Source organism: Albibacterium sp., from assembly GCF_035514885.1.
Lineage (GTDB): Bacteria > Bacteroidota > Bacteroidia > Sphingobacteriales > Sphingobacteriaceae > Albibacterium.
The window spans coordinates 40,747-66,581 of sequence record NZ_DATJCH010000012.1; the positions used below are offsets into that span (position 1 = coordinate 40,747).

Sequence of the window (25,835 nt, forward strand, 5' to 3'; positions counted from 1 at the left end):
CAATCAAATGCCTAAAGAGTAAATAGTTATATCACCTTAATAAATCGGTGAACTAAGTAATTTTGTCGGTAAATGGTAATTGATATCTTAAGGTTATAAACCATATCAGTTTTATGTAAACTAATATAAGCATATCTTATTATATTGTGCTGGCTTAGTTTTTGTGTGCAGTTCTTTGTCAACAAAAAATATGAAACGAATTATTATCTTCTATTTAGCTTTTTTTCTTTCCCTTATAAGTGTTCCACTATCATCAATTGCAGAAAACTATCCAGAGGTTCTGTTTGAGAATAGTATTTTACCAACTAGTTATTCTGGTAGTGAGGTTCAATATCAAGGAAATAGTTGGATCAGAAACATTAGAAATAGTTTGCCTGTTTCGGATTCAGTTTTCTTCACTCCAAATAATGCTTTGTCTTTAAACTATATCTCATCTGCACAAGGCCATTGGCATGCAGATGTTTTCTATCCTGAGAAATATCAAGTTTCCAGGAATGGAGTGTTAATCTTAAAGTTATATGTTGAGTCTAAAACTACGATCAATGAACTGCCTGCATTTCAATTAATTCAGACGGATTCGTTAATATCAGAACCGATACTTCTTGAAGGTTATATAAGCGACTTCAAGGAAAATACTTGGCTTTCAATTGAGGTTCCTATAAGTAAGATTCGAGGTTTAAATGATAATCCTGAAATTACTGCTATACGATTTCTTCAACATGGAATGGATACTAAAGAGCATCAGATCTATATTGATCAAATTGAAATATTGCCTTCTAGAACCCCAAGCAATAAATTAACAAGTGCAGCAGTTTTAAAATCTGTTCTTCCATTTGAGAGACATATTGATGTATCGTGGCAATTACCTTTAACTCCAAGTATACGCTATATTAAAATATACCGATCCGAAAATAATAAGGATTTTCAACCCGTTGCAATCCGTCCAATTTTTGCAACAAAGTACAGTGATGTTATTTCGGAAGTTGGAAAGACGTATTATTATAAAATTGCCTGGCTTGATTTCCAATATAGAGAATCGCCTTATAGCTCGGTGAAGGAAACTAAGACGAAAATTCTTAGTAGTGATGAACTGTTGAACATGGTTCAACACGCCAATATTGAGTATTATATTGATGGAATGGAGTTTAATAGTGGTATGCATCAATTCAGAAGAGCGCGTAATGACGCAATCGTGTCTCCCAAGCTTACCGGAATTGGCATAATGGCATTAATTAGTGGTGTTAATCAGAAAATAATTCCTCGTAATGTTTTTGTTGACAGACTCAATAAAATAAGTAGCTTTCTTACATCCGCTGAATCAATTCACGGTGCTTTTCCTGCTTTAATAGATGGAAGAACAGGAAAGGGGGTTTTCTCTGATCCATATAATCCGGTAGTCGACTTAGATGGAACTTCCTACCTAATACAAGGTTTATTAGTAGCGAAGCAATTCCTAAATCCGCAGGATCCAACCGAAGCGACCATTAGAAATAAGATTACAAGCATTTCAAAAGCGGTAGAGTGGAATAAGTTTATACAGCCCCAAAGCCCTTTCTTATATACTGATTGGTCAGTAAACACAGAATTTTCACAAGCTAAACCTCTAATGGGTAGAGAAGCATTATCTACATATTTGATTGCCTGGGCTTCTCCAAATTATAATATTCCCTTTAATGATTCCATTGCAATAGTTAAAAACTTATCAGAGGAAATTCACTATGGTTTGCCATTAACAATCGGAACAACAGACGACCCGCTTGATTCTTTATTAACCGCATTTGCCGTGTTTGATCCAAGAGATAAACATGATAAGGGAGCTAATTATTATAATGAGCTACATAATCTGATTCTAATCAAGTACCGAAAGTCATTGGAAGAAGGTTCGTTGCCTGATGGTTTAGGAAGCAATTTAACTGTTGACTCAAAAGGGTGGACTGATCCTTCATCAATTGTTAGTGCCTATCCTTTTACACCCCATTTAGCTCTTAGGAATTTAATGGAAGTTTATCGAAAATACCCAACTTTATTTTGGAGTGAGTATGGATTTAGAACAATCAATCTAAAAGAAAATAAGCTGTCCTTAAACACACAAGGAATTCGTTTCGGAACGGAGGCTATCATGATCGAGAATGGAAAGACAGATCTGATATGGAAGCTATTTGCTCAAGACCAAGATATTAATAGAATTGTTAATGCTTTATTTGAAGCAGACTCAACGAGTTTAAATTAACACAATATTATTTTCTTATTTATAATATTATAAAACAAAAATATTCTATCTTTGCAATCTGAAATTTAACAACTGAAAGGGGGTACTGTAAAACTATGATTATTATTAATGTAAAAGATGGTGAGTCTTTGGATAGAGCTTTAAAACGTTTCAAGAAGAAATTCGAGAAAACAGGAGTTCTTAGAGAGCTACGTTCACGCCAAGCTTTTGAGAAAAAATCTATTACCCGTCGTGTTCAGGTAAAGAAAGCTGTTTATAAACAACAATTGAATCAAGACCCGATTTAATTATAATTGTTTCTACATAATTAAAAACTATTTGTATCTTCAACTTGTTGATTATACAAATAGTTTTTATGTTTTTAGACCGTTTTCTTAGTTTTTTAAAGTACGAAAAAAATTACTCCGTTCATAGCATTACAGCCTATAAACAGAATATTAGTGAGTATTTGACGTTCCTAAACGAACAAGAATTCGATATTCAAACTGCCACCCATCATCAAGTTAGAGCCTATCTTGCCAGCTTGATGGAAAAGAAGCTTCAAGCTCGAAGCATCAACCGTTGCATATCATCCTTAAAGACATTTTACAAGTTTCTAATCCGTGAAGGTATCCTTCATGATAACCCTATGCTGCTTGTTAAAATGTTGAAAACACCAAAGAATTTACCAGAGGTTATACAGGCAGAGAGTATTATTCAATTATTGGAAGCAGACAATATTTTTGAAGATGGATTTGAAGGACAAAGAGATCGGATAATTATAGAATTGCTATTTGGAACAGGTATCCGAAGAGCTGAATTATTACACGTTTCTGAGAAAGACATCGACTTTCTTCAGCGCACAATTCGTATATTTGGTAAAGGCAGTAAGGAAAGATTAGTACCGATTACGAATACCTTAGCCAAGTCATTAAATAACTACATACAATTAAAAAAGGATAGAGAATTTGAAAATACAAGCGACAAACTTATCGTTACCAATACCGGAGCTGATGCTTATGAAACGCTAATATACCGAACAGTTATCGATCGGTTAGCTCTCATATCATCAAAACAAAAAAGGAGTCCCCATATACTCCGTCACAGCATAGCAACGGCTTTGCTTAATAATGGGGCTCAGCTAAATGATATTAAAGAACTTTTGGGTCATGCGAGCCTTGCTTCAACGCAAATATATACGCATAACTCAGTTGAACGATTGAAATCTATTTATAAACAGGCTCATCCAAAAGCCTAAAAAAAGGAGGAATGATGATGAATATCAATGTGCAATCTATCCATTTTGACGCAGATCAAAAGTTAATTGATTTTATTCAGCGCAGAGCTGATAAATTAACACAGTTTTACGACCAATTATTGGACGGGATATGTTATCTAAAACTGGAAAAAGGAGAAAGTGAGGCGAATAAAATCGCGGAGTTTAAAATTAATATACCTGGTCATCAGCTATTCGCTAAGGGACAAGCAAAAACCTTTGAAGAAGCTACTGATTTAGCAATGGAGTCGTTGCGCAGGCAGATAAATAAACAGAAAACCAAAGAAAATAAAACTATTTTAAGTAATCATAAGGAAGTTCTTGTAGAGATAGAAAACAAAGAGGATTTCTAATTGAAACACATTTCCTATAAAAAAAGCCATGGTAATTACCAGGGCTTTTTTTATAGGAAGAACTATTCATCCAAATATTCTTGTATGGTATCATAACGGCTAAGGGTCAATAATTAGCTTGAGTATTTTTAAATGTCGTTCTTGACTTTTAAAGGCAGAGAATTGAACACTAACTCATAGCTATGATCAATCATTATATTGCTTGATCCAGGGATATTTCGCCATCAAGAACTACCGTATTCCAATGTTTCTTATTCATATGAAAGCCTGGTAAAACACTGTTCGGGTATTGTTCGCGAAGGTTAATTGCCTCTTCCGGATCGCATTTTGCATTGAAAGACAAGGGGTGAGCATCCAGTCCTGCTAATAGAAAAATCTTATCACCTATTTTAAAAACTAGCGTCTGTTCACCAAATGGAAAGCTTTCTGTTGCTCCCTTCTTCTTTAAACAATAGGTCCTTAATTCTTCTATATTCATTTCTGTGCAATTAACAGTAAATTCTAAACAGGCTTGCAACAACTAATTTAAATAATTAATGGATAAATATTCAAGGAAAAGAGCCTGTATCATTAATTAATGATACAGGCTCTTTTCCTTGATTTTAAAATATCAGTTCTTATTTAGAATTTCAATCCAAGAGTTAAGAATATGTTGTCCCGTGAGTTCTTAACGGTAGCCGGATCAGCCGGAAAAGTAGTCGACTGATAAGGAGTATAGGTTAAATCCTGTCTGCTGTTAAGGTACGTTAAGTCAACATAAATATTGCTTATACGATAACCTAAACCTCCCGATACAGTTTGTTTTGTAGAGGTGATATGTTGATAAGGATTGCCTTGATAGTTAAAGCCTGCTCTTAATAAAAAGGCAGGAGTCAATCTATATTCTCCACCTACTCTGAAATTAGCAGCTCCTTTGTATTCACTACTAACTATATCTGCTGACTGACTATCATTTGCGGGGCTATTTGTAGTAACTCGCATGCTGGTATAGTCAACATATTCAATATCAGCACTAATCAAACCATCTTCAAATTTTGCAGATACACCTGCATTTAAACGGTAAGGAGTCCTAAGATTATATTCTTCATAATATACCTCCTCATTTGGGTGGTATTCTGCCGTTTCAGTTCCATCAGTTGGGTCAATCCAGCTATCAAAGTACATGTTGTAATCATCCGTTACCACATACCAAGTTGGTGAAGTGGCTGAGAAACCGATTTGAAACATATTATCGGGGCGGTATATCATTCCGACAGTTCCGTTAAAGCCGGTACCATTTGTTTTCTGAGAACTAGTTAAACTCAGGGTATAAGGAGCACTCAAAAGTCCCGCATTCTCTGGTTTTAAGAAATTAGAACCTGGGTTTATAGCCAAGAATTCGCTTGCGCTTTTTGTATCTCCAAACTCATCAAATCTCCTTTCTGACCGATAGCTAAAGCCCGTAATACCAACCGATGCACCTACGTAAAATTGATTGTTGTAGTTTGCTCCAAAACTAAAGTTAGTTTGATATTGGCTGCCTGTTCTCTTGTCATTATTTTTCTGGTCATTTGTCAGGCTTTCGCTGGCAGAAGTATAATAATGATCACTCGGGTCAACTTCCAATAACCAACTATTTACACCCCAGTCTTCAAATACTGGATCAGTTGCTTCAGTTAAGAAGTTCGTATAGCTGCTGTTGTTATTTTCTCCTTCAAAGTGAATCGTAGAGGTAAAGTCATTTGTTTTTGCATAACCAATTCCAATGTTAAAATTTAACCAACCCGATTGTCTATAGGCATTATGACGATTAGGCATATTAAAAACTATTCCAGCCTGATCAAAGTTGAATTTTTCAGCCTGTGCTGAAGAGGAGGTTCCATAATACTTACTATTGTTATTGTTATTGGAATAGTTCAAGCTAAAACCAGCATCAGAAGTATTAAAGAAACCCAAGCCTGCCGGGTTTCCAGTTATAGAGCTTAAATCGCCACCTAGTGAAGTGCTTGCATTACCGATAGCTTTAAAACGGGCCGTTGAACCAAGTTCTGTTTGCGAAAAGCGCATTGCATCTTCAATATATTGAGCTTTGCTCAGACTTGCCATGCAAATTAAAGCAGCCAGAAGGGGGAGTGTTTTCTTATTCATAAAGGGTGTTTGTGTATCAGTAACTAAAGCCGATGATACTGATACCATCGGCTTTAATTAAATAATTTAAATTATCTTGAACGAGTGTTCCCGTTAGAACCTCCAGACGATCTTGCAGGAGCAGAACTCGTTGGACGAGAACTACCGCTACTTGGTCTGCTTATCGATGGAGCAGGTCTTGTTACCGGTGCTGTCCTTGTTTGAGTAGGACGTGTTTGTTGTGTCGGTCTTGTTGTTTCCCTCGTAGGCCTTTGTGTTGCGGTTGGTCTTTGGGTTGCAGTAGGTCGTGTATTTGTATTAGCCGGTGTTCTGGAACCTGCCCTTGTATTACTGTTAATAGTTGGGCGACTTGTTGAAGAGGATGGCCTGTTCGGTCTGATATTGTCAGTTCCTATTCGGGTAGGGCGCGTACGTTCGTTTCGAACATTCGCAGGATATCCTCCGCCATAGTAAGAATAAGGACCCCAATAAGAACCATAATAAGGATTTCCCCAACCAAAACGTGAATAACCGTAGTATCCATAACCCAGATATCCATAAGGATTATACCATGAATTAAAAGGACTATACCATGGACTGCCAAATCCTAAACCAAGATAAAAGCCTGATCTGAAAGGACTGTATTGAAATGGACTATAATAGTAAGGACTATAGTAATCATAGCTATTCATCCATGAATCATAGAATGGCATGCCATAATAAAAATCGTTCATACGATTTCCATATAGAAACCTATCGTTATAACCGTAGTAATAATCATCAAAATAATTATCTACATACACCTCATCACTGTATTGTTCATTTTCATCAGAATCGGTGTTTTGAACTACAGCCTGCGGTTCAGGTGTTCGTCCATAAACATCATCAGGAAAGCTTTGCTGGGCTGTTTGCAGCGTAGTACAAGAGGCCAATAAAGCAAGTATCCCTGAGAAAGCTAAGCCTTTAAACATATATTTTCTCATCTTCATCTCTTTTCGTTTTTTTTATCGTTGCTGAATACAAAAGTACGGACTATATTTATATGTAATCGTTTAATTGATAAACGTTTTTTATTCATTATACGCTACATTATTAATAAATCCGTATAACTTTGTCAATGAGTATAATTTACGAATAAAAATTGAGATTATAAAAAAATGAGTAAGGGTATTGTAAGCAGAAAAGAAGATTATTCCCAATGGTATAACGAGTTAGTAAGTAAGGCTGATTTGGCAGAGCATTCTGCTGTCCGGGGCTGCATGGTTATTAAACCTTATGGCTATGCAATTTGGGAAAAGATGCAGGCCGCTTTAGATAAAAAGTTTAAAGATACAGGTCATAGTAATGCCTATTTTCCTTTATTCATTCCTAAGTCATTTTTCTCAAAGGAAGCATCTCATGTTGAAGGTTTTGCCAAAGAGTGTGCCGTAGTAACACATTATAGATTAAAAGACGACGGTACCGGCAATATTGTAGTTGATGAGGATGCCAAATTAGAAGAAGAACTAATTGTAAGACCGACTTCAGAGACGATTATCTGGAATACCTATCGTGGTTGGATTGAATCTTATCGCGACCTGCCTATTCTCGTTAACCAATGGGCAAACGTTGTCCGCTGGGAAATGCGTACCCGTTTGTTCTTAAGAACAGCAGAGTTCCTGTGGCAAGAAGGGCATACTGCCCATGCTACTGCAGAAGAAGCGATTGCAGAAACAGAACAGATGCTTGACGTATATGCAGATTTTGCAGAAAACTGGATGGCAGTTCCTGTAGTGAAAGGAAAAAAAACAGAGACTGAGCGTTTTGCCGGTGCACTGGATACCTATTGCATCGAAGCTCTTATGCAAGATGGAAAAGCCCTTCAGGCTGGAACATCACATTTCCTTGGTCAGAACTTTGCAAAGGCATTTGATGTTAAATTTACTTCAAAAGAAGGTAAGCAAGAATACGTATGGGCAACCTCATGGGGAGTTTCTACTCGTTTAATGGGTGCTTTAATCATGGCGCATTCTGATGATGCCGGATTGGTTTTACCACCAAAATTAGCTCCTATACAGGTGGTTATTGTTCCTATCTACAAAACGGATGAGGAGAAGGCGGAGATTGTTGAGCTTGTAGATCAAATCATTAGTGAATGCAAGCAAAAAGATATCTCCGTTAAATTTGATGACAGAGACAGCTATCGCCCTGGATTCAAATTTGCAGAATGGGAACTTAAGGGTGTTCCATTAAGAATAACAATAGGAGCAAGAGACTTGAAAAACGGATTGGTAGAGCTTGCCCGTCGTGATAACCAAAGCAAAGAAACCGTTTCTAAAGAAGGACTGTCGCAACGTATTGAAAACTTACTAGAGGAGATACAACAGACGATTTATGAAAAGGCACTGAAGTTCCGTACCGATAATATTACCCTTGTAAACTCTTATGATGAATTTAAAGAAGTTTTAGAAGGAAAAGGTGGTTTTATATCTGCTCACTGGGATGGAACAGCTGAAACTGAAAAACGCATTAAAGAAGAAACAAAAGCTACCATTCGTTGCATTCCGCTAAACAATAAACAAGAGGAAGGTCAGTGCATCTTGACTGGTAAACCGTCTACCCAACGGGTTCTATTTGCCCGGGCTTATTAGTCCTTCCTCCAAAGACTATCTGCGAACCACTTTTTTGAATCAAGAAAGTGGTTCGTTATTTTAAAGCCTGTATTTAAAGCCAACTCTTCAATTTCCTCTATACTATACTTCTTTGATATCTCCATAAAAACAGCCTCATGCTGTTTGAATTGAATACTAAACCTATCCGTTCCCTCACCAATAGTTACTTCCTGATCTTTTGCACTAATCAAATGGCTTTTACAAGCACCACTAATAGGATCGTAGTTTGGATAATGATAAAAAGCATCTAAGTAAAAATTACCCGACAGTTCTTTATTTATTCTTCTCAAAAGATTTAGATTGAAATCACGAGTTAAACCTGCTCTATCATTATAGGCTGTCAGAATGGTAAAAGGATTTTTCTTTAAATCAAAACCAATAAAAAACAAGTCGCCCGGATTCATGAGATCCCGTACTTTCTCGCAAAAGAGAGCAGCCTCATCTAAGTTCATATTCCCGATGTTCGATCCCAAAAATAATATCAATTTAGGTCTGCTGCCATGCTTAGCTAATTGTTCAAGCATCGCTATGTACTCACCATTCAACCCCTTAATTTTAATAGAAGGTAGAAGTTTCGGTAGCTTAGCCTCCAATAATTCAATAACATTTTGTGAGATATCGACCGGATAATAAGTAAAATCAGAACCGTTGTCTAACAAGGCTTGTAGCAAAAAGATAGATTTGCTCGCATCACCCGCACCAAGTTCAACTAAATCAAACTCGTCAAATTCTATATTTATATCTTGGGCAATACTTGTCGATTGTAGCTGCAATATTTCCAGTTCACACTTGCTCAAATAATAGTCAGGCGAATGCATAAGCTGTTGAAATAATGCATCACCAATTTTATCATAGAAATATTTAGAATAGAGTCTTTTAGGGTTACTTGACAAGCCGTATTTTACATCTTCATAAAATTTATTCATAGCTAATTTACGGGTTTAAAATGAGTCTGATACCCGTAAACTGCCATCTTGCAGAAGGATAGAAAAAATTACGATACGTATTCCTGCTATGATCTTTTGAAGTGACCTCAGACGCGCCGCGCAATACCATTTGACTTACCATGAACTTTCCGTTATACTCTCCAATGGCTCCTTTTTCTTTTTTAAAGCCGGGATAAGGCAGGTAAGCACTTTCGGTCCATTCCCAGCGTTTACCCCAATTAAAATAATAGGAAGCAACTTCCCATTCAGCTTCAGTTGGTAAACGTGTACCTTTCCAGCTTGCAAAAGCAAAAGCTTCATAATAGCTAACATGACATACCGGCGATTCAGGATCAACAGCTTGAAAGCCGCTAAGAGTATAATAATGCCATTTGTCGTCTACTTTATGCCAATATAAAGGTGCAGTAATGCCATTTTTCTTTACCCATTCCCAGCCGTCTGCATGCCAATAAATAAAGTTAGCGTAGCCGCCATCCTCCATAAATTCTAAATATTCTGCATTGCTAATCAGCTCATTTGCTATTGAAAACTCTGGAAGGTATACCTTATGCCTGCCCCGTTCATTATCAAAGTTAAAACCATCTTTATCATCATTCCCGATCTTATAAACCCCTTCAGGAATCTTAATCGGACTGGAAGGCTTAGACTTGGTAATAATTTTGGAAGAAATATTGTAAACCGGAAAAAGCGGATTATTTCCTAAAATATATTTAATATCCGTTAGCAGTAGTTCCTGATGTTGCTGTTCATGGTTTAAACCCAATATTATTAAGCTTTTTAAATCATCATCTAAAGGTGTGCTTGTCAGAAAACGATTCATCTCCTGATCCACATGTTTTCTGTATTCATAAACCTGTGTTACAGTCGGGCGACTCAAGTTACCTCTATCTACACGAATAATACGTGCACCCACTGACTCATAATAGCTGTTAAACACAAAATTATATTGTGGATTATAGGCTTCGTAATCTTTAAAATGCTTCAACAATATAAAGGTTTCGAAAAACCAGGTAGTATGGCCCAGATGCCATTTCGGCGGACTTACATCAGCAATAGGCTGTAGTACATAATCTTCAATTTCTAAAGGCTCACATATCTTTTCTGAAGTCTTTCTTACATTTATATATTGATCAATTATTAGGGAATTTGAAACGGTTATAGTGTGACTCATAATTTTTATTTAAAAAATGATCTTTATAAATATCGCAAAACTTTATTAAAAAACTATATAAGTCTATTGAAACCAATGAGTTTATGTACTGTATTAAGTTTTGTATATTTGTTATCTTACCATTTGTAACAATAAAAACGTTTAATTGATTTATATAAATATGAAATTTGCAACCAAGGCCATACACGCTGGCCAAAGTCCGGATCCTACTACCGGAGCGATCATGACTCCGATTTATCAAACATCCACCTATACTCAGGCTGCTCCGGGTAAACATAAAGGCTATGAATATTCGCGAGGAACAAACCCTACACGTACAGCATTAGAAGATTGCATTGCTGCTTTGGAGAACGGTAAATTCGGATTAGCGTTTTCAAGTGGAATGGCTGCAACAGAAACAGCTTTAAAACTGCTTAAGCCTGGTGATGAAGTAATTACCGGAAATGATTTATACGGTGGTTCATACCGGATATTCACCAAACTATTTGAACCCTACGGAATCAAATTCCACTTCATTGATTTTTCTAATCCTGAAACTATCCGTGAGTATTTAAATGAGAAAACACGGATGATATGGGTTGAAACTCCAACCAATCCAACCTTGCAGATTGTAGATATTTTAGCAGTTTCAAAAATTGCAAAAGAAAAGAATATTTTACTAGCAGTAGACAATACCTTTGCGTCTCCTTATCTTCAAAATCCATTAGATTTAGGTGCTGATATTGTTATGCACTCAGTTACGAAATACATCAGCGGCCATTCAGATGTTGTTATGGGAGCTTTAGTCGTAAACGATGAGGAGCTTTACAAGCAGCTATTCTTCTACTATAATGCTTGTGGTGGTACACCCGGACCTCAAGATTGCTTTCTGGCATTAAGAGGTATTAAAACCCTTCATGTAAGAATGAAAGCTCATTGTGAAAACGGTCGTCAGGTAGCTGAATATTTACGGAACCATCCAAAAATTGAGAAAGTATATTGGCCTGGTTTCCCAGATCATAATAACCACGATATCGCCAAAAAGCAAATGCGCGATTTTGGTGGAATGATATCTATTGTCTTTAAAGATAGTTCCATTGAAAACACATTCCGCGTCGCTTCTTCCTTTAAAGTATTCTCTTTAGCTGAATCGTTGGGCGGAGTAGAATCTTTAATAAATCACCCTGCAACCATGACCCATGGTTCCATACCAAAAGAAGTTCGTGAAAAGGTAGGAGTAGTTGATAATTTAATCCGCCTAAGCGTAGGTATTGAAGATATCGACGATCTGTTAGAAGATTTAAAGCAAGCTTTAGCCTAATTAAACTCTAGATATACTCTAAAAAAAGTCAATCCTATTTAGGATTGACTTTTTTTGTTTTAAATTTCGTGTATAGTTTAGAAGCATGTTGGTTCTACCTCGTATGTACCACGTCCATACCTCGTAATACATGCTAGCAATCTTAATGAGTTATTACAGTGGTATGTCTACGCTTTTCGGGCCTAAAAAGCGTAGACATATCACTGTAATAGAGCTGGAAATGACCTCGCATGTATTACGAGGTACGTTCATGTCTCTTACTTGGTCCGAATCAAGTCCTTCTTCCTAATCTCTTTTCCTGACAAAGTATAATTATCTTAAGTGAATTGTAACAATTATGAGAATTGATTAAAATAAATTTAATTGTATGTTAATAATATATATTTATTTTGTTGTATATTTAGGCAGCCAATTAGACTAAGCCATTTATTATTAATCGTGCAAACGATTGTGTAATGGAGATTAGTTTTCGAACAATTAGCGATATTTCCTTTAAGTTAAGTGATTCTTAATTAAAAAATTAACCTTGTAAAATTCAAATGCATGATTTCTTATAAAGTATTCATGACATCAAGATGGCTATTTTTTCTTTTTGTCATTCTTGCTTCTTGTAGTCAACCTAAACAATTTTCAATAACTATTACAGGAGAAGGGGATCTTAATAATACTCAAGTATCGCTAAAGACTCAAGATTTAAAAATAACTTATGATTCAAGCATTGTTAAAAACAATGCTTTTACGTTACAGGCTAATAAAATAAGCGCAGGGTTTTATTATCTAGCTTTTAAGAATAAAGCTCCAATTGATAGCACTCAAACCAAGTGGAGTCAGTTAGTTGAAATCTATATTGAGGAGGGGAAGGAGTATGTATTTTATGTTAAAGATAAGGATGCTGTGTTGTATAATAATTACACTATCAAATCAAATTCTCACGAACAGAATAAACTCAATGAGTATAAGCAGCTATCTAAAATTTACTACGATAGTTTAAAACAAGAGCATACACGTTTAACTCTTGCCCGCAATTCAATTCTTTATGAAGAGCCCTTCTATGGACTTTATACCGATTCTATATTGGATGTTGAAACAATGATGAATGAAGTTCCTGCAATCACAGTTCGTCAATTTATTTCGGATAATAATAATACTGTTATGATCCCTCATTTAATCAATCAAGAGAACAAGTTTTTTAATAACTATTCATATTATGAAGAAGTTCTTGATAGGTTGAACGATGATTACAAGTCTAAGCCTGAAACAAAAAAGGCTTATAGGAATTTGAAAAAAGCAAGTAAACTTCATTTGGGTTTTGTACTGCCCGATATAGCCGGAAAGGATCCATCTGGTAATTCTTATAACTATGACTTTTCTAATAAAAAAGTAGTGTTAATCGATTTCTGGGCATCCTGGTGCACACCGTGTAGGATAGTAAACCCGGAACTTAAGCAGCTGCATGAAAAATACAAGGATAAAGGTTTTGATATTATTAGTGTTTCCATGGATCAGAACATATCGAAATGGAAAAATGCAATTAATGAAGATGGTCTTACATGGACGAACATTTGTGAAGGGGTACGGCCATCAAAATCTGTCAATTACGTGAGGTTCAATACGCGCTACATACCGTTAAATTATTTAGTTGATAACGAGAGTAGAATTATTGGGAGAAACATAGCGCCCGACTCCATTGAAAGGATAATGCAGGGGTATAAGCTAAATTAATAATTGCTGATGAGAAATATAATCCTAGCCCTTTCTCTGCCATTTTAATTCGTACAATAATTAAATACTTATGAAAAATATATTATTATTATTAGGATTACTCTATAGTTTTACAGCACTTGCTCAATCAAAGCAAAGTCTTAAATTCGATAGACAGGCAATCTATAAAATGACCTATCAAATTGATAGTACTAATAAAAGTTCTATCAAGGAGGAGTATATGGAATTGTTGCTAAATGATTCACTCTCTTTGTTTGAATCAATAACCAAAAGAAGGATAGACTCGCTTGAATTACTGAGAATAATGAATGAGAATTATCGCATTGCGAGTCTGCCTTATTCTTATTTTCATTATCAGGTATTAAAGCAAAACAATGCCAATGCAATTATAACCTTTGATGTTCTTGACAATGAAACTTCTTATAGGGGACCTAATCATTATTACTATACCGAGGATAAGGAATCGTTTCAATGGGAAATTAAGGAAGACACCCTAAAAATCAATAATCTTTTATGTCAGAAAGCTGAAGTGGATTTTGGAAACAGGAAATGGGTAGCGTGGTTTACAACAGAAATACCCATTTCTGACGGTCCATATAAATTCTCTGGATTACCGGGTTTAATTGTTAAAATAAATGATACGGAAAACTTCTGGAATTTTGAATTAGTAAGACTTGAACCCACTTCTAAGGTTATTACCATTAATTTCAAGGAGGACAAGCAGCCAGTGCTTACTACAAAAAGGGAATTTCTTGCAAACAAAAAGCATTATAGAGAGAATAGCTTGCAGATAAAAGAAATGTATGGGTTTAAGATTATATCAGGCCGTTCGGAAATGCAAAAAAGTGCTAATGATTTTAATAAAAGTCATAATAACTGGATAGAAATGCCATTCTAGTAATTAAATTATGAGAACCATAGTTATAGTCTTCTTACTTTGGTTCCCTTTTTTAGGGAATGCTCAGAATATTATTTCCGGGAAGATTATTGATACGCAGGAAAATGGTATTGGCAATGTTAATATCACTTATAAAAATGTAGGAAATACAGCAATAGTAGGATTTACCAGAAGTGAGCAAGATGGCTCGTTCAGGCTTGAAATAAAAGGTAATAAAGATATGGACAGTCTAGAACTCGATCTGAACCATTTATCTTATGTTAAAAGATCTGTTATTATTCCCAATAAATCAGGGAGTTATACGTATGTTTTACAAGAAGGAGTACGTGAGCTCGACGTTGTTAACATAGGGAACATTCCGATATTCAGAAAAAGGGATACAATTAATTATAATGTTGATGTGTTTGTTTCTAAGCAAGATCGTGTTATAGCAGATGTAATCAGGAAGCTGCCGGGGATAGAAATGCGTGGTGATGAGATATTGTATCAAGGGCAACCTATTCAAAAATACATGGTCAATAAGCTTGACCTAATGGAGGGCCGCTATGGTATAATCAACAATAACCTGCCAATTGATGCAGTAAGTAGGGTTCAGGTTATTGAAAATGACCAGCCTATAAAAATCCTGGACTCTTTGGTATTTTCAGATAGAGCTTCTTTAAACATTGAGCTCAAAAAGTTTACGACGACAGGAACTGGTAAGCTGGGTGCCGGGTTCTCTCCTGTTTTATGGGATGTAAATCTCACTCCCATGACATTCGGAAAAAACTTCCAAATGCTCAATTCTTTTCAAACAAACAATACCGGAAATGATGTAAGCAAGGGTCTTAGGACATTCTATTCAGGAGGATCGTTCTTTCGTGAAAGTGACAATACCCCTGGTCCCTCTTTCTTGTCGATTCAGGAAGTTAGCAGTCCTGAATTTGAAGAAAAGAAATGGTTAGATAATCGCCTCTTTCTTACTTCTGCTAATCTTTTACAGAAATTGGAAAATGGAATAGAGCTAAAGGGTAATATTTCATATTATAACGATTATAGAAAAAGATCCGGCTATACGCTTACTGAAGCTTTCGCGCCTGATCAATCTATATTTTTGAGTGAATCTGTGGATAATAAATATCGTATCAATGATTTTGCGACCGGTTTAATAATTGAGAAGAACGAGAAAACTGTATACTTACGCAATAGTTTGAAATTTCATAAGCGATGGAATGATGACAATGGAAGTTTGTTGTTTAATGAGGCGAACAACATTAATCAGAAACGAAATTACAACGACCAAAGCTTATTGAACAACCTTTCTCTGGCACGCTTTATAGGGAAGCAGCTGATCAGTATCAATTCGGTTTTAGAATGGACCAAAACACCACAAACTCTCACTGTTAACCCCGGCTCATTGGAGGATATACTTAATGGCGGCGTTCCTTACAACCAGCTCCAACAACAAATTGATTATGGTATTTTTAGTACTAGAAATACATTGTCTTTTGTACGCGGGGTAAAAAGGTTTACCTTCTCACCTCAGTTTGGTATAAACTATCAGGTCAATGATCTGTCTTCTATGATTCACATATTTGATGAAGGAAAGGAAAATGTCCTTGGGAATGATTATGTGAATGCAATACGGTTTCAAGAGTTGAAAACAGAAGTGGGGACAGTTATTCAATATGAGGAAAACAAATTGAAATTCTCAGTAAACCTACCAGTAGCATTTTTTCTTTTCAATGCTAGTCAGCGAGAAATTAAAACATTAGATCAGACAAGTAGGTATAGTTTTAATCCTTCGGGAAATATACGGTATACGATTGACCATTATAATGAGATTAACATCAATGGAAATAGAAGTGTAAACTATAGCAATGCAAATAATTTCTATAATGCTTATATCGTAAATACTTACCGAAACATACAACGATATGAAAGTAATTTGTTGACTAACACGAATTTTAGCTCTGGCTTTCAATATAGTTACAGAAATGTAATAAAAGCATACTTTGCTACTGCCTCTTATCAGTATACACAAGGTAAGCGAGATTATATTTTTCAGCATCAATTCAACCCCTCAGGACAGTCGCAAATAAATATTCTAAACCGAGAAAGCACTAATTATAGTCACAGCTTAGCCACGCAATTATCCAGGCTCTTCATGCGAATTAAAACTACGGTTAAATTGAGCGGTAATTTATCCTTTGGTGAATCAGATTATCTGTTGAATGATGTTATGGGGAAGCAACAGTTTAATACCTATGGAGGTAAGCTGGAAATCATGAACAATAAATGGGATGCCCTAGGATTCGAATACAATACCACTTTTACGTACTCGGAAAATAACTATGCAAATGCTGCAAAGAATGATATTAGGTCCAATAATCATTTTCTTAATATTATGATTTATCCTGGTAAACGGCATAGTTTGACTATCAATAACGCATATTATCAAACCAATATTAAAGGGTTGAAAGACCAGTACTTCTTGGATATCAGTTATCGCTACCGGGTTGAAAGGTGGAAAACAGACATTGAGATTTCCGGACAGAACTTATTGAATAAGGATCGCTATACCCAGCAGTTTTCGACGGATTATCAGCTTGTAGAAACCTATTTTGATCTTAGACCGAGACAGGTTGTTGTCTCAACACGGTTTAGGTTTTAGTGTAAATTAATTTTAGAGTACGAAACCAACACTTTATCTGTACATTAAAAACCATTTATATGAAAACATCATTCATTTTTATTTGCTTAGCAGTATCGTTGTTTAGCTTTTCTGCATGTAGCCAACTATCTAATTCTGAAACAGAAGCAGTTGAAGACAAAAATATCGTTGTTGTTTTTCTAAAGAATCCAATACAGAAAGAGAGCAATACAGATAATATATTTGCCAGACCTAATAGTCTGAGTTATTATGGGGAGGATTTAATCAGGAATGATATAAGATTGAATAACCCATCAAGGAATGATACAATAATTGTTCCTGGTGTTCAAGAGTTTATGCCGGTGGATTTATATTATAATAATGTAACTTTTAACTATTATTTTAAACAAAGGGATACGGTAGTTTTTACGTTTAAGGATGATGTGCCTGTTGCTGAAATTGTTAATAGAGAAACACTTCCGAATGATGCTAATTTCTCATTCTTTGCTAAAAAGCACGATAACCAACCGGTTAAAATAGATGATAAATTAATTTATTTGACGCTATCTGAAATGAGCCCTGAAGAAGCAGTTAAAGGAAATTACAACAAATATTTGAAGCGACGCAGTTACCTAGATTCACTGGAAAGCAACAAATTGGTGTCTCCAAATGTGAAAGATTTCTATAGTGAGCAGAATAGATACGAGTTTGTTGATGCATTATTGTATCAAAAACAATCGCAAATAGCCGCTGATCTGCTAAAGAACTTCAGCATTGACTCAATGATAAATGACGAAACTCTTTTATATAGTGAATTCTTTCACAGTTTTCTTGATAGATACCTATGGAGCGATGATTTTTCAGTAAAAATAAGAACAGCTCAAAGCATATCAGTTGACTATAAGCTTCTTTATGAAAAAATAAAAACAACTTTCTCTAATGTAAAAGTGCGTAACTACCTGCTTTTCTATTGCCTTCAAAAAATTCAGGAAGAAGGTTCTTCGGAATCATTAAAAGACTATGTGGCTAAATTTAAAACCGATGTAAGAGATACAATTTATAACGACTATATAAATAAGAATTTCTCAACATATCCAAGCATATCAGGAACAACCATGTTAGCCAGTCTTCAGGGAACAGAAGATATTGACCTTAAGCAGTATATTAAAGAATCAGTTAATAAAGTTCTCTATGTTGATTTATGGGCAAGTTGGTGCATGCCTTGTCGGGCAGCTTTTCCTGCATCAGAAAAACTTAGAGAAGATTATAAAGATGATCCTATAAACTTTGTTTATATCTCTATTGATGCGAAATATACGGATTGGGAAAAAGCTTCTCACAATGAGTCTTTATCCGATTATTCCAATAGCTTTTTGCTTCGTGATGCGAAGAATGCAGATCTCCTAAAGGAAATAGCACTCACAACAATACCCCGCTATTTAATCTTTGATAAAAAGGGCAGCTTAGTTTTTGATAATGCACCTTCACCTGAAAGTCCTGAGTTAAGAAAGATTTTAGCTACGTATATTAGTGAATAAATGATACTTTTATAAGTTAGGACATTAAAATTACATACTTATGCGAACGATTAAATTCCTATTTGTCTTATTTGTCAGCTTCCCTTTATCTCTTCATGCTCAAAGTAAACATACTTTATCTACACCATATCCATCTAAAGAAGCAGTGGCATTGTATGCTTATATTAATGATATGTTTGGGAAAAGAATGCTTTCTGGACAGATGGAATCAAGTTGGGGAATAGAAGAGATGGAATATATTGAAAAAGTGACAGGAAAACTGCCTGCTATCAGAGGAATGGATTTTATTAATAATAAAGATAATAATAATGAAGTTCAGGATGCTATTGATTGGTGGAAGGGTGGAGGTATTCCTACTATTATGTGGCATATGGGAGCTCCTGGTATTGGTCAGGGTTATGAAAATAGTAAAAAGGAGATTGATATAGATAAGTGTTTTGAAAAGGGAACCCCTGAGTATAATGCTTTTTGGAGTGAACTTAAAGAAAAGGGTGACTTACTGGAAAAATTGAGAGATGAGAATGTGCCCGTATTATGGCGACCCTTTCACGAGTTAAATGGTAACTGGTTTTGGTGGGGGAAACAAGGACCGGAAAAATTTAAGCGCTTATGGACAGCTATGTATGACTATTACGTAAATGAGAGAAAATTAAATAACCTGATTTGGGTATTATGTTATACTGCTGATGCGGACAGTGCCTGGTATCCTGGAGATCAATATGTTGATATTGTAGGAGCTGATACATACGATAAAGGTGATAGTCCGGAAACTGAAATGTATAATGGAGTAAAGAATATTGTAGGCGATAGAATGCCGATAGCATACCATGAATGTGGTGTGCCTCCTGATCCTGATAAATGCTTTAATGAAGGTGCAATGTGGTCCTGGTGGATGGAATGGCACACAAGTCACTTAACAAATGTAGATAAGGATTATTTAAAAAAAGTTTACAATCATGATCTGGTAATCACACTTGATGAAATACCTGATATAATGCAGGTGTATGGGAATAATTAACTAGTGTAACCAATGATATATTCGGCACTTGGTCTGTGTTAACTCCAACAGAAGCACTTGTTTCGTTGAAGCTTAGTTTATATGCATAGGTAAACAAAGTGAACAGTTTTGTGTTGTACCAAAGAGAAACTAAATTTCACTTTAAAAGACATGGTATGCAAAATTGGCTAAAAACAGTAATTGCGGGAGCTGCCGCCTGGAGATGGGGCGGAGGTTGTTTAGGAACAATATTAGTGTTCGTGATTATTTATTGGTTATTGGGACAAAGCGGCTGTTAAGTTTTATCATCGCCCCATTCCTCGGTGTTTTTGATTCCTAGTTTTTTAGCATTAAAGACTGGTCTGATTCCTTGTTTACGTTGAGCTACATAGTCTTTAAATGCAATAAATGCGGGTTTCCTTAATAGGATTATAGCGATAAAGTTTAACCAGGCCATTAATCCGACACCGATATCACCAAAGGTCCAGGCTAATTCTGCCGATTTGATAGTTCCATAAAATGTTGCGACCATAATTAGTCCTCTAAGTGACCAGAGCATCCATTTTTTGGTTCCTTTGCTATATAAATAGCTGAGGTTGGTTTCTGCAATATAATAATAGGCCATTAGTGTAGTAAACGCAAAAAACAGGAGAGCCAATGCCACGAAACCGCTGCCTATTGCTGGAAAATGAGTGCTGACTGCGGATTGTGTAAATGAACTGGGACCCGCACCTGGTATATTTTCAAGAATAAATCCGCCAGCCGGATTCTCAACATTATATTGTCCGGTGAAGATAATCATTAAGGCAGTTGTTGTACATATAAATATAGTATCTATGTATACAGAAAAGGCTTGTACTAAGCCTTGCTTTACCGGGTGGCTAACTTCTGCTGCTGCGGCAGCATGAGGTGCTGTACCTTGTCCGGCTTCGTTTGAATAGATACCTCTTTTTACTCCCCAGGCAACTGCCATTCCGAATATACCTCCAAATGCTGGTTCTAAATCAAATGCTGAACGAAATATCAGGCTAAAAACAGCAGGTACTTCGGTGATATTTATACAGATAATAGCTATTCCCATTAAAATGTAGGCACCAGCCATAAAAGGAACTACGATTTCAGCAACTTTCCCAATTCTTTTAACCCCTCCAAAGATGATAAGGCCAAGCAGTGTTGTTATAATTGCGCCAGTTGCCCATACTGGAATCTCAAAGGCATTAAACATACTGGAGGCAATGCTATTGCTTTGTACACCTGGCAAGAAGAAAGCGGTACTTAAAATAGTGACTATCGCAAATAAAATGGCATACCATTTAATTCCTAATCCTTTTTCAATGTAGTAGGCAGGCCCTCCGCGAAACTGTCCGTCTTTTACAACCTTATATATTTGCCCTAATGTTGCTTCTACGAATGCTGATGAGGCTCCTAAGAATGCAATTGCCCACATCCAGAATACGGCTCCCGGACCGCCCATGGCGATGGCTGTAGCAACTCCCACAATATTACCTGTACCAACTCTCCCTGAAATTGCAATTGAGAATGCTTGAAATGAGGACACACCTTGGTTGGAAGCTTTCCCATCGAAAAGCAAGCGAACCATCTCTTTTATATATCTGAGCTGTAGAAAACGAGTTGCAACTGAAAAATATATACCTGCTCCGATACAAAGAAGTATAAGTGCATTACTCCAAATAATATCATTGATAAAGGTAGCTACTTGCTCCATAATTGGTTTTTTGTTGGTTGTTTGTCACGAAACAGGCATCGGGAAGAGCTGTTTCTTCTGTAAAGAAAGGAAAATTAAAATAAAAAATTCAACGGTATTTGATTATTTATTGATAATTATTCAAGAATTCGTTAAGGTTTTGCATTATTTGCACTAGTTTTATAGAGGTATAGGATCAATGTATTTAGTTTAAGCAGACACTTTGTTTTAATAGATTTTAATTATGGATATAAAAGAAATAATAAACATTTTACCTTATAGTAAGCCATTTCTTTTTGTTGACGATCTGCAACGACTAGATGAGAATGGAGCAGTAGGGACTTTTACATTTGATCCAGATCTGGATTTCTATAAAGGACATTTTAAAGATAACCCAGTTACTCCGGGTGTGATTTTAACAGAAACAATGGCACAAATTGGACTTGTTTGTCTGGGACTATATTTGGTTGGCGACACAGATGAAAGCTCAAGTGCGCATGTGATGCTTACTTCAACAGCTATTGATTTTATGAAGCCGGTATTTCCGGGAGAGAAGGTTACTGTAACATCTGAAAAGGTTTATTTTCGCATGAAGAGACTGCACTGCAATGTATCTATGCAAAATGAGGCTGGAGAGGTGGTCTGTAAAGGAACGCTTTCAGGAATGGTGACGAAGATATTGAAGAATTAATTATATTTCATCTTAGGATATTTGCTTTTGATATAAATTATAGATAGAAAGCGGAAGGGTTTTTTCTCCGACTTTTAAGAATCCTTGGTTTTCATAGTACCTGCATAGTTTTACATTCTTTGAATCGCAGTCTAATCTTAAAAAACTATAGTTGTTTTCCCCAGCTTCGTTTTCGATCCTCTCCAGTACTTTCTTTCCAATTTTATGACCTTCAAACTCTTCAGAAATAACCAAGGAATGCACATATTTTGCCTTGTCATTCATCTCACCCCAATACAATAAATCTTTATCCATTATCCTCACCATTCCTATAATTTCATCTTGAAAACTTTCAATAAAGAAAAACTCATGGTTTAATAAACCTTCTTTTACCCAGTTTACTTTTTCAATTGGCGGGTTTGTCCAGTACTGCCAATAATCAATATTCATTTTTGCAATTTTTTCTGCTGCTAATTTAAACAGGCTTAGTATTTTGTCTATTTCTTCTCTATTTGCTTGTCTTAGTTTGAAATCCATCTTTGTTTTGTATTAAGTTATAAGTATTAACTTCTAATAAAGATACAAAAGTTAAAGTATTTTATAAATTTAATTGTTAGGTTAGTCTAAATTATTTAGTTTTGTATTGTAAACTTGTTTAGTTCATTTTATGCGGTATCTGTTTGTTCTTATAATATTGGTTTTCTCTCTTTCTTCTTGTCGAGATCGGGAGGTAGAATCGCATGATAAACCTTTGATTGTTGTTACAACAAGTTTATTGGCAGATGCTATTCATAATATTGTACAGGATTCTGCAAATGTTCAATCTTTAATGGGAGCGGGAGTAGACCCTCATTTGTATAAGGCTAGTTTGGGTGATTTAGAAAAACTAATGGAGGCTGATTATATATTTTATCAAGGGCTTCATTTAGAGGGTAAGTTAGGGGAGGTGCTTGATAAATTGAGTCGCACAAAGAATGTGATGGCCCTGGCAGATGAAATTCCTGAGCAAATGATTCGAAAGGTTGATGTGAAAGGGAATGTTCCGGATCCTCATATTTGGTTTAATGTAAAGATATGGAAAGAAGTAGTGCTTACTGCTTGTGAGAAATTGTCAGTTCAAATACCAGGTTCTGCTTCTTATTTTGAATCGAATACGGCAGCTTATATTAAAAAGTTGGATAGTTTGGATAGGTATGTGGAAGTGGAAATCTCTAAAATTCCTGAAAGCAGGCGAGTACTTATTACTTCGCATGATGCCTTTAATTATTTTGGAGCTGAATATCATATAGAAGTGAAGGGCTTGCAGGGAATATCTACGCTCTCCGAATTTGGATTACGTGATGTTTCTGATTTAGTTAAAATGATTATTGAGAGAGATATTCAGGCAGTTTTTGTTGAAACATCTGTTTCTTCGAAATCGTTGAATGCAGTAGTTGCAGGTGTTCGTGAGAAGGGAAAGGAAGTTAGGATTGGCGGAACGCTTTACACAGATGCGTTGGGTGAACCCAGTTCGGCAGAAGGGACCTATATAGGAATGATGGAGTATAATGTAAACACGATTGTTAAAGCATTAAGATAATGAATGAAAATAGTGTTCTTAAAGTAAATAGTCTGACAGTTGGATACACTCGGAAGCCTGTATTATGGGGAATTGATTTTGAAATTCCGCAAGGTAAAATAGTTGGTATTGTGGGTCCGAATGGTGCAGGTAAATCGACTCTGTTGAAGTCCATTATGGGAGTTATTCCCATTACGAACGGTTCAGTAAAGATATTTGATGAGTCGCTTGATGAGGTTAGAAAACGAGTAAGTTATGTGCCGCAGCGTGAGTCTGTAGATTGGGATTTTCCGGCTTCTGTTTTTGATGTAGTAATGATGGGCAGGTATGGCAGATTAGGGCTCTTAAACAGACCTCGCAGGGCTGATAAAGAAGTGGTATTGGATTGCTTGGAGAAAGTTGGTATGGCTGACTTTTCTAAGCGTCAGATATCTCAACTATCTGGAGGACAGCAACAGCGGGTGTTTATAGCAAGGGCTTTAGCGCAGCAAGCTGATTTTTATTTATTGGATGAACCCTTCGCAGGTGTTGATGCAGCTACTGAAGAGACGATTATTCAGTTACTGAGAAAGATGTCGGAAGAAAATAAAACACTGATTGTTGTACACCATGATCTGCAGTCTGTTAAGAAATACTTTGATTGGATAATCATGTTGAATGTGAATTTAGTGGCTTATGGACCAACGGAAACAACATTTACAAAAGAAAACATTCAGAAAACCTATGGTGGGAAGTTAACCTTGCTTTCTGATGTTAGAAATATTTTGGCTAATACACCTTATTCAACAAAGGAAAATAAATAATGCAGGCAGTAATAGATTTTTTCTCCTTTTCAGATCCTAATATTCGCTATGTTGTATTGGGATCTATGTTATTGGCGGCGAGTTCCGCCATTGTTGGGGTATTTATTGTGCTAAAGAAAAAGGCTTTGATTGGTGATGCTGTTTCGCATTCTGTTTTACCGGGGATATGTGCAGCTTTCCTTTTTGCAGGTAATAAAAATATTCCTTTGATGATTGTCGGTGCGTTTATATCTGGCTGGCTGGCGATTGTTATCATTGATTATATTACGAGTAATTCTAAGATTAAGAAAGATGCTGCAATCAGCATTATTTTAACGGTTTTTTTTGGATTGGGTGTTGTTCTGCTAACTCATATTCAACATAGCGGTTATGCCTCACAAAGTGGATTAGAGAGTTTTATATTTGGGAATGCAGCAGCTTTGATTGGAAATGATGTAATCGTATTTTCCATTATCGCTATTATTTTATTTATTACAGTTATCGCCTTTTTTAAGGAGTTTACATTAACGTCTTTTGATGAGCCTTATGCCAAAACGCTTGGTTTACCTGTATCCAGATTAGAATTGTTACTTACAACGCTTACTGTATTGGCAGTTGTTACAGGTATTACTGCAGTTGGAGTGGTTTTAATGGCTGCTATGTTAATTACTCCGGCCGCTGCTGCCCGGTTCTGGTCCGATAATATAAGAAAGATTGTTATTATATCAGCATGTTTTGGTGCATTTTCTGGCTTAGCCGGAGCATTTATATCTTATATGGCACCTGCCATGCCTACGGGACCATGGATGGTGGTTGCTTCTTCATTCATTGCATTTTTTTCTTTCTTTTTTGCACCAAAGAGAGGTTCGATATTCTTGTGGTGGAATAAAAGGCAGTATATTAAAACAACCGATGAAGAAAATATACTTAAGATCTTTTATCAATTGGGAGAGCCTTCGGATAATTTTGAATGTGAATATTCTGTTTCAGAATTGATGGAGAAACGGACAGTTGGTCAGGATAGATTTAAATCTGCTTTAAATCGTTTGAAAAGGCAGAATCTTATTGAAAGTATAGGAGAAAATTGGCAGCTTACAAAAGGAGGTATGAGAGAATCGGCCAGGATTGTGCGTTTGCATCGGTTATGGGAACTTTATTTAACAAAATACATGCAGATGCCAGCTCATAAAGTACATGAGAATGCCGAAATGATTGAACATGTTTTAACACCAGAATTGGAAAAGGAACTTGAGATTCAATTGGGCTTTCCGGATCGGGACCCACACGAATCTATTATACCTAGAATTTAAAAATATAGAA

General features: G+C 35.9%; 23 protein-coding genes. 16 read left to right on the forward strand and 7 right to left on the reverse strand.

Going from position 1 to position 25,835, the window contains the following annotated elements; translation table 11 throughout:
* The first annotated feature begins 190 nt into the window (after window positions 1–190).
* From VL047_RS03995 to VL047_RS04010, 4 genes are all read left to right on the forward strand, one after another.
* Entirely contained in the window at window positions 191–2,230 is a 2,040-nt protein-coding gene (locus VL047_RS03995) for a glucoamylase family protein (RefSeq protein WP_325358761.1), read from the forward strand.
* Between the two features lie 95 nt (window positions 2,231–2,325).
* Window positions 2,326–2,517, forward strand: coding sequence for a 30S ribosomal protein S21 (rpsU, locus tag VL047_RS04000; protein WP_325358763.1), 192 nt, complete (start codon window positions 2,326–2,328; stop codon window positions 2,515–2,517).
* Window positions 2,518–2,585: 68 nt separating this feature from the next.
* A complete protein-coding gene (locus VL047_RS04005; protein WP_325358766.1) occupies window positions 2,586–3,467 on the forward strand; it encodes a tyrosine-type recombinase/integrase in 882 nt (293 codons plus the stop codon).
* Window positions 3,468–3,484: 17 nt separating this feature from the next.
* The gene (locus tag VL047_RS04010) at window positions 3,485–3,838 is read left to right on the forward strand and encodes an HPF/RaiA family ribosome-associated protein (protein ID WP_325359537.1); all 354 of its coding nucleotides are present in this window, start codon (window positions 3,485–3,487) and stop codon (window positions 3,836–3,838) included.
* Between the two features lie 193 nt (window positions 3,839–4,031).
* Here VL047_RS04010 and VL047_RS04015 read toward each other — a convergent pair whose 3' ends face one another.
* The 3 genes from VL047_RS04015 to VL047_RS04025 all read right to left on the reverse strand — a co-directional run bounded on the left by VL047_RS04015 (window position 4,032) and on the right by VL047_RS04025 (window position 6,933).
* Window positions 4,032–4,316 (reverse strand): MmcQ/YjbR family DNA-binding protein, encoded by a 285-nt coding sequence (locus VL047_RS04015; protein WP_325358768.1) that lies wholly within the window; start codon window positions 4,314–4,316, stop codon window positions 4,032–4,034.
* 143 nt (window positions 4,317–4,459) lie between these two features.
* Window positions 4,460–6,013: an OmpP1/FadL family transporter gene (locus VL047_RS04020; RefSeq protein ID WP_325358770.1), complete on the reverse strand. Its 1,554-nt coding sequence runs from the start codon at window positions 6,011–6,013 to the stop codon at window positions 4,460–4,462.
* Between the two features lie 23 nt (window positions 6,014–6,036).
* Window positions 6,037–6,933, reverse strand: coding sequence for a hypothetical protein (locus tag VL047_RS04025; protein WP_325358772.1), 897 nt, complete (start codon window positions 6,931–6,933; stop codon window positions 6,037–6,039).
* Between the two features lie 168 nt (window positions 6,934–7,101).
* Here VL047_RS04025 and proS point away from each other — a divergent pair, with 168 nt between their 5' ends.
* Complete coding sequence (proS, locus tag VL047_RS04030) at window positions 7,102–8,574, forward strand: proline--tRNA ligase (protein ID WP_325358774.1); 1,473 nt, start codon at window positions 7,102–7,104, stop codon at window positions 8,572–8,574.
* On the opposite strand, the gene VL047_RS04035 is transcribed toward proS, so the two are convergent.
* A complete protein-coding gene (locus VL047_RS04035) occupies window positions 8,571–9,521 on the reverse strand; it encodes an L-histidine N(alpha)-methyltransferase (protein WP_325358776.1) in 951 nt (316 codons plus the stop codon). The genes proS and VL047_RS04035 overlap by 4 nt on opposite strands.
* A gap of 7 nt (window positions 9,522–9,528) precedes the next feature.
* Window positions 9,529–10,713: an ergothioneine biosynthesis protein EgtB gene (egtB, locus tag VL047_RS04040; RefSeq protein WP_325358778.1), complete on the reverse strand. Its 1,185-nt coding sequence runs from the start codon at window positions 10,711–10,713 to the stop codon at window positions 9,529–9,531.
* 160 nt (window positions 10,714–10,873) lie between these two features.
* Here egtB and VL047_RS04045 point away from each other — a divergent pair, with 160 nt between their 5' ends.
* The 7 genes from VL047_RS04045 (at window position 10,874) to VL047_RS04075 (ending at window position 20,099) form a co-directional block, all read left to right on the forward strand.
* The gene (locus tag VL047_RS04045) at window positions 10,874–12,013 is read left to right on the forward strand and encodes a cystathionine gamma-synthase (RefSeq protein WP_325358780.1); all 1,140 of its coding nucleotides are present in this window, start codon (window positions 10,874–10,876) and stop codon (window positions 12,011–12,013) included.
* 543 nt (window positions 12,014–12,556) lie between these two features.
* A complete protein-coding gene (locus VL047_RS04050) occupies window positions 12,557–13,735 on the forward strand; it encodes a TlpA disulfide reductase family protein (protein ID WP_325358782.1) in 1,179 nt (392 codons plus the stop codon).
* Window positions 13,736–13,805: 70 nt separating this feature from the next.
* Window positions 13,806–14,633, forward strand: coding sequence for a GLPGLI family protein (locus VL047_RS04055; RefSeq protein WP_325358784.1), 828 nt, complete (start codon window positions 13,806–13,808; stop codon window positions 14,631–14,633).
* Between the two features lie 10 nt (window positions 14,634–14,643).
* Entirely contained in the window at window positions 14,644–17,286 is a 2,643-nt protein-coding gene (locus tag VL047_RS04060) for a hypothetical protein (protein ID WP_325358786.1), read from the forward strand.
* A gap of 59 nt (window positions 17,287–17,345) precedes the next feature.
* Entirely contained in the window at window positions 17,346–18,803 is a 1,458-nt protein-coding gene (locus VL047_RS04065) for a TlpA disulfide reductase family protein (protein ID WP_325358788.1), read from the forward strand.
* Between the two features lie 40 nt (window positions 18,804–18,843).
* Window positions 18,844–19,821, forward strand: a complete 978-nt coding sequence (locus VL047_RS04070) for a glycosyl hydrolase (RefSeq protein WP_325358790.1) — start codon at window positions 18,844–18,846, stop codon at window positions 19,819–19,821.
* Between the two features lie 155 nt (window positions 19,822–19,976).
* Entirely contained in the window at window positions 19,977–20,099 is a 123-nt protein-coding gene (locus VL047_RS04075; RefSeq protein WP_325358792.1) for a hypothetical protein, read from the forward strand.
* Here VL047_RS04075 and VL047_RS04080 read toward each other — a convergent pair.
* Window positions 20,096–21,529, reverse strand: a complete 1,434-nt coding sequence (locus tag VL047_RS04080; RefSeq protein ID WP_414635305.1) for an alanine/glycine:cation symporter family protein — start codon at window positions 21,527–21,529, stop codon at window positions 20,096–20,098. The two genes, VL047_RS04075 and VL047_RS04080, sit on opposite strands and share 4 nt — an antisense overlap.
* Window positions 21,530–21,749: 220 nt before the next feature.
* On the opposite strand from VL047_RS04080, the gene VL047_RS04085 reads away from it, so the two are divergent.
* A complete protein-coding gene (locus VL047_RS04085) occupies window positions 21,750–22,196 on the forward strand; it encodes a 3-hydroxyacyl-ACP dehydratase FabZ family protein (RefSeq protein WP_325358796.1) in 447 nt (148 codons plus the stop codon).
* 12 nt (window positions 22,197–22,208) lie between these two features.
* Here VL047_RS04085 and VL047_RS04090 read toward each other — a convergent pair whose 3' ends face one another.
* On the reverse strand, window positions 22,209–22,712 hold the full coding sequence (locus tag VL047_RS04090) for a GNAT family N-acetyltransferase (RefSeq protein WP_325358798.1): 504 nt from the start codon (window positions 22,710–22,712) through the stop codon (window positions 22,209–22,211).
* 130 nt (window positions 22,713–22,842) lie between these two features.
* Between VL047_RS04090 and VL047_RS04095 the strand changes: the two genes are divergently transcribed.
* The 3 genes from VL047_RS04095 to VL047_RS04105 are packed head-to-tail and all read left to right on the forward strand — an operon-like array spanning window position 22,843 to window position 25,825.
* The gene (locus VL047_RS04095) at window positions 22,843–23,754 is read left to right on the forward strand and encodes a metal ABC transporter solute-binding protein, Zn/Mn family (RefSeq protein ID WP_325358800.1); all 912 of its coding nucleotides are present in this window, start codon (window positions 22,843–22,845) and stop codon (window positions 23,752–23,754) included.
* Complete coding sequence (locus VL047_RS04100) at window positions 23,754–24,536, forward strand: metal ABC transporter ATP-binding protein (RefSeq protein ID WP_325358802.1); 783 nt, start codon at window positions 23,754–23,756, stop codon at window positions 24,534–24,536. The genes VL047_RS04095 and VL047_RS04100 overlap by 1 nt, the downstream gene beginning before the upstream one ends.
* A complete protein-coding gene (locus VL047_RS04105; protein WP_325358804.1) occupies window positions 24,536–25,825 on the forward strand; it encodes an iron chelate uptake ABC transporter family permease subunit in 1,290 nt (429 codons plus the stop codon). The genes VL047_RS04100 and VL047_RS04105 overlap by 1 nt, the downstream gene beginning before the upstream one ends.
* Window positions 25,826–25,835: the final 10 nt, after the last annotated feature.